Source organism: Micromonospora aridisoli, from assembly GCF_056150025.1.
In genome coordinates this window covers 675,491-687,277 of record NZ_JAXCFK010000001.1, presented here as the reverse complement: position 1 = coordinate 687,277, position 11,787 = coordinate 675,491, and the positions used below count along the sequence as shown (strand labels likewise).

General features: G+C 69.2%; 8 protein-coding genes. 4 read left to right on the top strand and 4 right to left on the bottom strand.

Annotation, left to right across the window (positions count from 1 at the left end; genetic code table 11):
• The first annotated feature begins 191 nt into the window (after nt 1-191).
• Entirely contained in the window at nt 192-821 is a 630-nt protein-coding gene (locus tag SM447_RS03130; protein ID WP_474571260.1) for a COG4315 family predicted lipoprotein, read from the top strand.
• Between the two features lie 61 nt (nt 822-882).
• Here SM447_RS03130 and SM447_RS03125 read toward each other — a convergent pair whose 3' ends face one another.
• From SM447_RS03125 to SM447_RS03115, 3 genes are all read right to left on the bottom strand, one after another.
• Complete coding sequence (locus SM447_RS03125) at nt 883-2,649, bottom strand: stealth family protein (RefSeq protein ID WP_474571162.1); 1,767 nt, start codon at nt 2,647-2,649, stop codon at nt 883-885.
• Between the two features lie 61 nt (nt 2,650-2,710).
• Nucleotides 2,711-5,440 (bottom strand): bifunctional glycosyltransferase/CDP-glycerol:glycerophosphate glycerophosphotransferase, encoded by a 2,730-nt coding sequence (locus tag SM447_RS03120; protein WP_474571161.1) that lies wholly within the window; start codon nt 5,438-5,440, stop codon nt 2,711-2,713.
• A gap of 61 nt (nt 5,441-5,501) precedes the next feature.
• On the bottom strand, nt 5,502-7,316 hold the full coding sequence (locus SM447_RS03115) for a stealth family protein (protein WP_474571160.1): 1,815 nt from the start codon (nt 7,314-7,316) through the stop codon (nt 5,502-5,504).
• A gap of 447 nt (nt 7,317-7,763) precedes the next feature.
• Between SM447_RS03115 and SM447_RS03110 the strand changes: the two genes are divergently transcribed.
• Nucleotides 7,764-8,681, top strand: a complete 918-nt coding sequence (locus SM447_RS03110) for a DNA-3-methyladenine glycosylase family protein (protein ID WP_474571159.1) — start codon at nt 7,764-7,766, stop codon at nt 8,679-8,681.
• A 22-nt stretch (nt 8,682-8,703) separates the two neighbouring features.
• On the opposite strand, the gene SM447_RS03105 is transcribed toward SM447_RS03110, so the two are convergent.
• On the bottom strand, nt 8,704-8,916 hold the full coding sequence (locus tag SM447_RS03105) for a hypothetical protein (RefSeq protein WP_474571158.1): 213 nt from the start codon (nt 8,914-8,916) through the stop codon (nt 8,704-8,706).
• A 137-nt stretch (nt 8,917-9,053) separates the two neighbouring features.
• Between SM447_RS03105 and SM447_RS03100 the strand changes: the two genes are divergently transcribed.
• Together SM447_RS03100 and SM447_RS03095 are read left to right on the top strand one after the other, a co-directional pair.
• The gene (locus tag SM447_RS03100) at nt 9,054-10,154 is read left to right on the top strand and encodes an ATP-dependent DNA ligase (protein ID WP_474571157.1); all 1,101 of its coding nucleotides are present in this window, start codon (nt 9,054-9,056) and stop codon (nt 10,152-10,154) included.
• A gap of 33 nt (nt 10,155-10,187) precedes the next feature.
• Nucleotides 10,188-11,771 carry an alpha/beta hydrolase gene (locus SM447_RS03095; RefSeq protein WP_474571156.1) on the top strand — a complete coding sequence of 528 codons (1,584 nt, stop codon included), beginning with the start codon at nt 10,188-10,190 and terminating at the stop codon, nt 11,769-11,771.
• Nucleotides 11,772-11,787: the final 16 nt, after the last annotated feature.

Below are 11,787 nucleotides of genomic sequence, written 5' to 3'. Positions count from 1 at the left end.
GTCCCGACCGCCAGCAGCGGATACGGACTCACACGGACAGAGGGCCCAGACGGTTCAATGAATATTTGTGAACTTGCCCACCCTTTTGGATTCAACCTTGACAGCGCCCGCCCCGTACTTCCCGGTGAACTTGTCAAGCATGAGGAGGGCACGTGGCACAGATCAAGCGGACCGTCATCGCCGTGAGCGCCATGGTGGCACTCACGGCCTGCGCTCCCCCTGGCTACGACGGCACTGACGCCGGTGCGGCCGAGCCGGTCGCCGTCGCCGCGGCCGAGCCCACCGCGAGCGTCGACCCCGAGGCCAGTGCGGAGCCGGGCGCCTCGGCGTCACCGGGCGCGGAGGCCGAGACCGACGCTCCCCTGCCCGACGGTGTCGAGCTGACCAAGAGCCTGACCGGCAAGAAGTTCCCCCGGATGGGCAGCGCGGTGGTCAACCAGGACGGGTTCATCCTGTACCGCTTCGACCGCGACACCAACGACCCGCCGTCGTCCAACTGCGACGGGCAGTGCGCCGAGGTGTGGCCGCCGGTCCTCACCGACGGCAACCCGCAGCTCAAGGGCGTCTCCGACGACGCCGTCGGCACCATCACCCGCGAGGACGGCACCCGCCAGGTCACCCTCGACGGCTGGCCGCTCTACACCTACATCGGTGACAAGAAGCCCGGTCAGTGGAAGGGCCAGGGCGTCGGCGGCACCTGGTTCGTGGTGAGCCCGGACGGCAGCAAGAACCTCGAGTGCCTGCCCAAGGGCACCCCGAAGGCCGTCGCCCCGCCGTCGAAGACCGAGTCCAACGACTCCGGCTCCGACTACGACTACTGATCCAGCGACGCGCCGGTGGCCGGCCGCAGCCAGCGATGGCGCGGCCGGCCACCGGCGTCTGTCACGCCCGTTCCCAGGGGCTGGGCACCGGGAAGTAGGTGTCGAGGAAGGGCGTGACGACCTTGAGTTGCGCGGCCAGGTCCTCCTCGGTCGAGAACGCGTCGTTCAGGCAGAACACGTGCCGGTCCCGCCGAGCCAGCAGGTGCGCGAGCCGGGCGGGGGTGTCCGGGTGGGACAGCTCGGCGATGGTGTAACTGAGGTCGCCCGGCACCGCCCGCCCCGTGTGGAACGAGTAGTAGTGGTGCAACGACGAGGCGATCGAGATGTCCGTCAGGCTCCGGAAACGGCTCGCGGCGGTCTGCCGGTGCTGGGCGGAGAAGGTCTCCTCGATCTCGTAGAGCACGCTGCGCCGCAGGGCGTGGGGCATGTGCTTCATCTTCTGGGCGAGCACCGTGCCGAACCGCTGGGCGATCAGCGCGCGATTGTTCTTGCCCGCCGCCGACGAGGGAATGTCCCCGGCGGTGGGCGGGCCGGGCGGCACCAGGGCGGGCGAGGGAAAGAACCGGGAGATCCCGTTGGCCAGGAAGAAGTCCCGGGGCAGCACCTCGCAGCCGAGGAAGACGTCGTCGTTGAAGTAGAGGAATTGTTCGGAGAGCCCGTCGATGTGGTGCAGCTGGCTCTCGATGGCGTGTGAGTTGTAGGTGGGCAGCACCGAGCCGTCGGCGAAGATCTCCCGGTGGCTGACCACCTGGATCCCGGGTGCCGACGGGTCCAGCCAGCTCGGCACCTGGTCGTCGGTGACCAGGTACACGTTGCGCACCCACGGTGCGAAAAGATGCAACGACCGCAGCGAGTAGCGCAGCTCGTCCCGACTGAGGAAGCGGGCCGCGCTCGCCGCCTCGCTGTGGTACGGGCTGCCCGTCGTCGCGGCACGACGCCGTCGCCACTCGGGATCGGTGCCGTCCACCCAGGTGTAGACGACGTCGATCGGGAACGTGACGTCGTGGGGACGTCGTCCGGCGAACTCCGGCCTGGTCCGAGCCGTCGCCGGAGCGGTCGCGGGTGCCAGCGCGGTGAACAGCGACTCGGACACGACGATCGAGGGTGCCGGCACCGCGACCTGCTCGGCCACCGGGTTGCGTCGGGGTGCCACCAGGGCTGCCCCCTGTCGGGTCCAGAACTCGATCTCGCACCCGTACGCCTGGCCGAGCACGAGCCGCCGTCGGGTGTCTGTCCAGTACCAGGTCACGCGAACCATCGGGGCGTCGGCGAGGCGTTTCCAGGACTTCGGCTCGAAGCCCGGAAGCGGTGACTGTTCGCCGCTGGCGCCCGCCGCCGTGAGGTAGCCCGGAACTCGGGCACAGACAGCAGCGAGAGCGGCGTACGCCCGGTCCCGGTCCGCCGCGTCCACCGCCACCACCGCCGACAGCTCGGATCGACCGCGGACGCGGAAATAGTCCACGCCCGCCTCGTCGAACGCCGCGGTCACCGCAGCCAGATTCTCGGTCCGGGCACGCAGCGGCGTGGCGTCCGCCGTGACCCGGGCAACCCGGGGTGCCTGGTCCGCGACGACGACCGCCCGGTCGCCTCCGGCGAGCAGCTCCGGTTGCCGCCGCGCCAGCCACTCACCCCGACGGGCCGCGAGCTGGGTGTCCCGGGATGCCCGGGCGACCCACTGCTTCAACTGGTGCCTGGTGCGCGGACTCACCTTCTTCGCGATGGCCCGACGCGTCTGCGGGCTGAGCACCCGCCGGTAGACGTCCACCAACCCCGACGGTTCCGCCAAGGCTCGCGGCACCTCCGGTTCGCCGCCTTTCCCGTCGGTCATCTGTCGTCCTCCGGCCCGGCACCGGCCGCCTGCGGCCGGGGATTGTGGCGTGAGTTCCGGTTCACCGCTGCGGGCCCGGGAGTGCGGCGATGGCAGCGGCAACCCGCTGGCAGTTCTGTTGATCCTGGATGGCGAAGAACTCCGCCGCCCGTCTCGAATACTCCTCCTCGCGAGTGCACCCGTTCTCCAGGTAGGCGACGATGGCATCGACTGTCTCCGCCGCCGACTCGCAGACCGGGCCGAAGCCATGCTCGCGGTGCTCGAAGTATCCTCGACGGTAGCCCCCGATCGAGAAGTATTCATCGCTGTCGAAGTGAGCGTAGATCAACGCGGTGCCCAGGTAGGCGACGTCGAAGGCCGTGGAGGAATAGTCGGTGATGAACAGGTCGCACTGCCGAAGGGCATCCTGCACGCTGCGTTGCGTCTGATCCACCACAGCGAAGCAGGATTCCGCCGGCACCATGCTCGTCGACATGGCTCGCATCTCGTAGTGCGGAAGGAATTCCAGCACATACCGATGACGCTGAAGAGCCTGCTTCAACTCTTCACTGCCGAAAAGTTCCCGGAGGAACTGAGCGTAACGGGACGACTCGAACGGGAACCGAGGACGCAGCGACGGATTGTATGAGGGGCTGACCAGATAACTACGCCAGGTGGGCATCAGCAGGATCCGTCGGTGCCCCCGATCCGGAAGCAGTGCATCGAAGCGAGGGAAGCCCAGCCGTTGCGCAGCACTGCCGTAGTCGAAGTGGTCCGATACGTACTCAGCCTCCTTGCCAGCGGCGGCCACGAACAGGTCGACCCCCGTCTTCGCGCGGTGCAGACCGCCACTGACGTCCTTGTCCGTGACACCGTGCTGGAGGAAGACGCGAGCCGGACCGATGCGCCAGTTCAAGTGCTTGAGAAAGGCGGTACGGTCCCAGCGGCTCGGCAGCATGTACGAGTCGATGTCATACGAGTTGATCAACTTCGTGGCGTGCAGCATCAGGAACTTGTGTCGGAACGAGTCGTACGCGACGACGTTGCCCAACCCGCGCAGTCGCTCCCGGTCAGGGCTGTCCTTCGCGATCACGTAGTAGGCGTTCCGCCTGCGTTCGACGGTGCGCAGGTAGCGGAACAGGTGCCAGGAGTTGTCCTGGGCGGTGTCCTTGCGCTCCCCGATCAGCCAGATGTCCCTTGTCCGCAGGAACGGTCGGGTTAGCAGACGCACCAGGCGCTGCTTCCAGAACGGCTGACGCGAGGCGACGTGTCGCAGATCCTTGCGCAGAAGCATGCGCCGCCATCGGCGTCGGCCTGAAGCGCCTCCGGCCTTGAGGACCTGCAGCGTGGCATCCTCCCTCCCGTTGAAGCCGGGCAGGATACGGGTGTCGCCCGCGAGCTTCATCGGCGCGTCGCGGAGAAAGGCGGCGGAGATCAGGCACTGCCGCGACGCCTGGCCGGTCTCGGTCATGAAAACCAGTCGCAAGCTGTGGCTGCCGCTGCGCAATTCGGCTACCGGAATCTCGGCAGCGAAGCCCGCCCACTCGCGGTTGTTGTCCGGCGACTTCAGATCGGCACGCCGCTGGAGCATCGCCGGTACGGTAATGCCGCTGCCCCTCACCCGAAGCCCGAGGGGAGTATCGATCGGGCGGTTCATCGGGAGCCCGTTGACGAGCACCTGCCCGGACACCTTGAGTGTCTCGCCGGAATCGCTCAATCGCACCTGTTCGAGCCGTACGGACACGCTGCTCACCTTCGTGAGCGGAAGGAATGCCGGCGGAATTGGATAACCCAAGAACAAGTCACCCCCGCAAGCCACCACCCCTTGCACCCGCTCCCACGGACGGGCGAACAGTTCGAAGTCGTACGACTTGAAGGCCAGGTAGGCGACCCGGTGCCGGGTGTCGGCGGTCCATTGAGCGATGAAGGACGGTTCGATGTCCTGGTAGATCCGGCTACACCTCTCGAAGATCCTCCACAGGTCCTTGTCCTCGAAGAGAGTGTGCGCGCGCATGGCGAAACCCTGGTAACTGCGAACGAGGAAGCGTTCCAGCACCTCCCGCCGGAAGACGTCCAGGTCGGAGCGCATCTCCGCCAGCGTCTCACACAACTCCAGGTGGTCCCAGTAGTTCTTCTCCCGAATGAACAGGTTGTCCATGATGGAGTTCCCGCTGACCCGACGGCGGTACTGGTAGACCACCTCGTCCACCAGAGCGATGCGTTCCGCCTTGAGCAGCATCGGAATGGCGAGGAACGCGTCCTCGAAATGAACCCCTTCCCGGAAGCGGAAACCGTGCCGCCGAAGCTGACCGAGGTCGTAGAGCTTGTGACATGGCCCGGCATCGAAGATCAGGTCCGGCGCGTCAACGACTGATTGCAGAAGCCGATCGCCCTTGCCGAACGGTTTCTTCCACAGGAAGGCGGTGGGCTTCGGAAAGGTGTCCATGTCACCGATCGCGATGCTCGCCTTGTGCGTCACGATCGCGTTCAGCAGCACCTCGATGGCGCGTGGGGGCAGAATGTCGTCCGAGTCGACGAACGCGACGTACGGTGTCTCCGCCATGTCCAGCGCCAGATTCCGAGCAGCACCCGGTCCACCGTTGACCTGCCGAACGGCCGTCACATTCGGGTGCTCGGCGGCGAACTGCTTGGCCAGCAGGTCGGATCCGTCGGTGCTGCCGTCATCGACCAGGATCACGCGGCACTGCGCGAACACAGTCTGCGCCGCGATCGAATCAAGGGTCTCGGGCAGGAAGTCCTCGACGTTGTAGACCGGGACGATGATCGTGACCTGAGGAACGGGGCCTACCACTCGAAGCTCCAGTGAGATGTGTGCGTGGGTGCGCGTTGACTGCGGTGGCTCGACGCCGGGGTCAGCCGTCCGGCCTGGTGAGAATGTCGCGGTCGTCGGACCTTCTGAATCTGCTGTTCGGCAGGGTCGGTGCGTCGACCTGGTTGGGTCGCCGGCTGGTCGGGACGGCCTGACGGGAGCGGCGCCACAGCGCGCTGGCGCCCTGCTTCCGGCGCTCCGCCACCTCCTCCTCCGGCAGCTCGAACGGTGCCGGGAAAGGCAGGTAGCGGGGCAGGAAGTCGGCCAGCATCCGCTCCTGCTCAGCGAGCGCCCGGGGATCCGAGTCGGTGTCGTTGAGGCAGAACACGTCGCGGTGACGCCGGGCCAGCAGCTCGGCGAGGCGGGCCGGGGTCGAGGGATGGCCCAGGTCCGCGTACTCGTACTCGATGTCGGCCGGCACCGCCTGCGCCGTCAGGTAGGCCCAGTACTGGTGCAACGACGACGGGATCGACAGGTCCTCGTGGTGGCGGAACCGGTGCTGCGCGGTGGCGGTGACGTCGTCGTGCAGCACCGCCTCGATCTGCTGCATGATGCTGCGGCGCAGCGCGAACGGGGTGTGCTTCATCTTCTGCGTGATGGTCACGCCGAACTGGCGCTGGATGTGCCGACGGTTGTTCTTGCCGGCGGCGTTCACCGGCGGATCGGTGGGCTTCGCCTCGCCGAGCCCGAACTGGGCCGGCGAGAGGAAGAACTTCGCGATCCCGTTGGCGTGGAAGAAGTGGGTCGGCAGCAACGGGCGGCCCAGGAAGACATCGTCGTTGAGGTAGAGGAAGTGCTCCGCCAGCCCTTCGATGCGGTGCAGCCGGGCCTCGATGGCGTGCGAGTTGAACGACGACAGGCCGCCGAGGTCGGCGAAGAGATCGGCGTGCGGCACGATGGTGATCATCGGGTGGTTCGGGTCGAGCCAGCTGGGCAGTTGGCCGTCGGTGACCAGGAAGATCCTGCGCAGCCAGGGAGCGAAGCTGTGCAGCGAGCGCATCGAGTACCGCAGCTCGTCCCGGTTGTAGTAGCGCGACGAGTTGGCCGCGATCTCGTGCAGCGCACCGCCCGGGGCACCCAGCGCGACCTGCTTGCGCTCCAGCCACTCCGGATCCGAACCGTCCACCCAGGTGTACACCGCGTCGATCGGGAAGCCCACCCGGTCCGGGGCGCGGACGGTGAGGTCGCGACGGGTGCCGTAGGTGTGGTCGTCGGCCTCCGGAACGAAGTGGCTGAGCAGCGCCGCCGCGACCCGGACGGGCTCGGCCCGGGCCGGTGCCTCGTCGATCACCGCGTTGTGTCGGGGCGCCCGGACGACGTCGCCCACCCGGCTCCAGAACTCGATCTCGCAGGCGAACTGGGCACCGAGCACCACGTCGGCTCGGGTGTCGGTCACCGGGAACCACACCTGGATCACCTCGGTCGGCGCCAGGTCCGGCTGGTTGCGTCCGGGCCGTACCTCGACGGTGCGTACGTGCGCGCCCGACAGCGCCGGCGCCGAGCGGACCAGCCGCCGGACGGCATCGCGCTGGTCCACCAGGATCGCCACCGAGCTGCGCAGGTAGTCGTCGTTACGCAGGCAGTGGTATTCGATGTCGGCGGCCTCCAGGGCGGCGGTGACCGCGGTCAGGTTGCGGTGCCACATCTCCAGTGGGGTCGCGGCGGCGACCACCTCGGCCTGGGTGCGGGCGCCGTCCTCGGTGACCGTCACCCGCGCGCCGACCGGATGCAGAGCGTCGCCTCCGCGCGGCCGGGTGAAGGTACGCACCAGACCGAGCCGCCGGTGTTCGGGAAGCAGCTGAAGCAGCTGCCGCCGGAGAGCGGGCGGCAGGAGGCGGTAGACGCGGAGCGCTATCATCCGACGGACCGTTCACACTGGACGGACACGGGAAATCAACGCTGGCGGATGCCGACTGATACGCCGTGCGCCAGGCGCTCTGTACGAACAACCGCACCAGCAGTCATCCCCGTTACCCTCCTGCACAGCTCCCCGTGAACGCGAAGGGCGACCGGTCGGTAATTCATCCGGCGCACCGTGCCGTTTCCGGACGGATCTGACCCTGCGCAGGTCGGACCATAGCAGCGTGTTCACCTGCGGGACAGTTGCGCTCGTTCGGATGGACACCGTGTCGACATCTGGGAGCCGGATAGGTCCCCCGATGCTTGATTCGCCCGAAGAATCCTGACCGATCAGGTGGTGCGAGGACCGAACGGATGGTCGACGGAAACTAACCGAGCAACGTCTACCGAATCTGCCCGGGTGGGCCGGCGGCGGGACGCCTCGGCGAGGTGACACAGTGAGGTGGTGACGGGGAAGGGACCGACCGAGCGCCGAGTGCTGCGAGCACCGTCCGGCTATCGTCTGGCCGCCTCGGTCCGTCCGCTCACCTTCAGCCCGTACGACCCGAGTGCGCGGATCATCGCGGGCGTCTTCTGGTGGGCGGCGCGCACCCCCGACGGACCGGCCACCCTCGCCCTGCGGACCGAGGCCGGCGACCTGATCGCCGAAGGTCACGGCCCGGGCGCCGGCTGGGTGGTCGAGCACGCCGACTCGGTGGCCGGGCTATGCGACGACCTGACCGGATTCGCGGATCTCGCCGCCGCCCACCCCGTGGTGGCCCGGCTGGCCACGCAACAGGCCGGATTGCGGATGCCGGCCACCCGCCTGGTCTTCCCGCGGGTGCTGCGGGCCGTCCTGGAGCAGAAGGTCACCGGCAAGGAGGCCTACCGGGGGTACGCGGCGATCGTGCGCCACTTCGCCGAGACGGCGCCGGGACCGGTGCGGCTGCTGCTACCACCCGACCCTGCGGCGATCGCCGCCGCGCCGTACTGGGTCTTCCACCCGTTCGGGGTGGAGCAGCGCCGCGCCGAGACCCTGGTGCGCGCCGCGAAGGTGGCCGACCGGCTGCAACGGTGCGCCGACTCGGCCCAGGCCAACCGGTTGCTGCGGTCCATCCCCGGCATCGGCCCGTGGACCGCCGCCGAGGTGGTCCGGGTCGCCTACGGCGACGCGGACGCGGTCAGCGTCGGCGACTACCACGTACCCAACACGGTGGCCTGGGCCCTGGCCGGCGAGCCGCGCGGCGACGACGCCCGGATGCTGGAGCTGCTGGAGCCGTTCCGCGGGCACCGGGGGCGGGTCTGCCGGCTGTTGGAGGCCGCCGCCGTGCAGGCGCCGAGGTACGGCCCCCGCGCACCGATCCGCTCCTTCGCCCATTTCTGAACGCCGCTCTCCAGGCACGTTCTCAGGCGGCCTCGCGCAGGTCGGCCAGGCTGACCGGGGTACGTCGACGCAGCAGGTCCGCCAGCTCGTCCACCGACCCCACCTCGCCGAGCACGTTCTTGCCGCCGCCGAAACGCCGGGGGTAGCGGTGCACCAGCCGGTACACGTACCGGCCGTGGACCAGCTCGACGCTGACCCGCCACCGTCCGCAGCACCCGCACACCAACTCCGACACCCCGCGAAAGTAGCTCTGACCTGCGGTTTTCCGATTCGCCCGGGGCGGGACGTGCGGGGCGTCGGGCGGACACCTCGCCCACCGTGCGGCCGTGATCCGCCTCACCACTGTCGGTGCCGTCTGGTTGACTGATCGCCGTGGACCTGCCGATCAACCCGCCGGTGGAGCCGATGCTCGCCCGCAGCGTCTCCTCGATCCCCACCGCCCCGGGGATGACCTACGAGCCCAAGTGGGACGGCTTCCGCTGCATCGTCTTCCGCGACGGTGACGAGGTGGAGCTGGCCAGTCGGGGCGGCAAGATGATGACGCGTTACTTCCCCGAGGTGGTCGAGCAGGCCCGCCGGCAGTTGCCGCCGCGCTGCGCCGTCGACGGCGAGCTGATCGTGATCCGCCGGGACGGCCCGGACGGGCAGCCTCGGCTCGACTTCGAGCTGCTGGCCCAGCGCATCCACCCGGCGGCCTCCCGGGTGAAGCTGCTAGCCGAGACGACCCCGGCCGACTTCGTCGCGTTCGACCTGCTCGCGCTCGACGACGAGAGCCTGCTCGACGCCCCCTACCCGACCCGCCGGGCGCGGCTGGAGCAGGCGCTGGCCGGGGTGCGGCCCCCGGTGCACGTCACCCAGGTCACCACCGATCCCGACACCGCACGACGCTGGTTCGACGTCTTCGAGGGCGCCGGCCTGGACGGGTTGATCGCCAAGCCCGCCGACCTGCCGTACGAGCCGGGCAAGCGGCTGATGTCCAAGGTCAAGCACGCCCGCACCGCCGACGTGGTGGTGGCCGGGTTCCGCTGGCACAAGTCCGGTCCGGTGGTCGGTTCGCTGCTGCTCGGCCTCTACGACGACGCCGGGGTGCTGCACCACGTCGGGGTGAGCGCCTCGTTCACCATGGCCCGCCGCGCCGAGCTGCTGGAGGAGCTGGCCCCCTACCGCGACGCCGGCACCGACCACCCGTGGGTGCACGGCGACCACGAACGCGGGCAACGCATCCCGGGCGGGGTCAGCCGGTGGACCGGCACCAAGAACCTGGAATGGGAGCCGCTGCGCCCGCAGCTGGTGGTTGAGGTGGCCTACGACGCCATGGAGGGCGATCGGTTCCGGCACACCGCGCGCTTCGTCCGCTGGCGACCCGACCGGGACCCGCTCTCCTGCCGATACGATCAGCTCGACCGGCCGATCCGGTTCGACGTGGACCAGGTCCTCCGGGGCGATCCGGCGGTGTCGGCCGAGTCCGCATAGCTTGGCCGTCGATCTGATCACGGAGGCTCGTTCGTGACCCGTACGCCCGACCGGATTCGCCGTTTCCGGCTCACCGTGGCCGGCCTGACCGCCGCCGTCGTGGTCACCGCCGGCTGCACGCTGCCGGCGTTCGCGCCGCGCACCGACACCGAGGGCGAGGCCGCTACGCCGGGGGCGGCACCGACCTGGCGACACTGCCCGGAGGTGCCCGACGAGGTGATCGGGCGGAGCGCACCGCAGATGCGGTACGAATGCGCGCGTATCCAGGTGCCCCGGGACTGGGCGGGCGGCAGCGCGGCCACAACCGGCCCGGGGGCCGGTGAGACCTTCGAGATCGCGCTCATCCGGGCCCGTTCCGCCAGCCAGCGCGACCGGATCGGTTCCCTGCTGGTCAACCCCGGCGGTCCCGGCGGGTCCGGCGTCGACGCCGCCGTCTATCTCTCCTTCGGTGAGGAGTACGGCGGCCTGCCGGATGCGATCCTCGAACGGTTCGACATCGTCGGCTTCGACCCGCGCGGGGTGGCCCGGTCCAGCCCGGTCGAGTGCATCCCGGACGCCGACCTCGACGCCGTCTTCGGCTTCGAGCCCGACCCGGAGAGCCAGGAGTCGTTCGACGAGTTCGTCGCGCTCAACCGGCGCATCGGCCAGGGCTGCGGCGACAAGTACGGCGACCAGCTACCGCTGTACGGCACCGAGCAGGCCGCCCGCGACATGGACGCGATCCGCGCGGCCCTCGGCGACGAGAAGCTGACCTACCTCGGCTACTCGTACGGAACACTGCTCGGTGCCACGTACGCCCAACTGTTCCCGCAGCGGGTGCGGGCGCTGGTCCTCGACGGCGCGGTCGACCCCCGGCAGGGGCTGATCGAGGGTTCGGAGAGCCAGGCGATGGGCTTCGAGCGGGCCTTCGACAACTTCACCCGGTGGTGCGCGGCCAACGCGGCCCGCTGTCCCATCGCCCCGGACGCCCGCGCGGCGGTCACCTCGGCGATCGACAAGGCCCAGGTCTCCCCGACCCGCTCGACCGACGGTCGCGAGGCCACCGCCGGCTGGATCTTCTACGCGATCGTCTCGTCGCTGTACTCGGAGTCCGGCTGGCAGCAGCTCGCCCAGGCCATCGACCGGCTGGAGGCCGGCAACCCCAACGAGGTGTTCCGGCTGGCCGACAACTACACCGACCGCGACGACAAGGGCCGCTACAGCAATCTCTTCGACGCCAACCTGACCATCAACTGCGCCGACGAGGAGGAGCGTCCCAACCTGGAACGGATCCGCCAGTTGCAGTCCCAGTGGCGCACCCAGTACCCGCTGTTCGGCCCGGCCCTGGCCGCCGGGCTGGTCTCCTGCACCGAATGGCCGGGCGGCAGCGACCCCTACCCGAAGGGACGCGCCGACGGCGCCCCGCCGATCGTGGTCGTCGGCACCACCGGTGACCCCGCCACCCCGTACGAGCAGACCCCGGCCCTGGCCGACATGCTCGGCGTCGGCCGGGTGCTCACCTGGGAGGGCGAGGGCCACACCGCGTACCCGCAGACCACCTGCGTCACCCAGGCCGTCAACGCGTACCTCATCGACCTCACCGTCCCACCCGAGGGAAAACGCTGCCCAGCACGCTAGTCGTAGCTGCCTGGCA

What these genes read in the sequence shown, in the direction of transcription:
- SM447_RS03130 (WP_474571260.1), top strand. Translation starts at nt 192, where the DNA reads ATGGTGGCACTCACGGCCTGCGCTCCCCCTGGCTACGACGGCACTGAC.
- SM447_RS03125 (WP_474571162.1), bottom strand. Translation starts at nt 2,649, where the DNA reads ATGACCGACGGGAAAGGCGGCGAACCGGAGGTGCCGCGAGCCTTGGCG.
- SM447_RS03115 (WP_474571160.1), bottom strand. Translation starts at nt 7,316, where the DNA reads ATGATAGCGCTCCGCGTCTACCGCCTCCTGCCGCCCGCTCTCCGGCGG.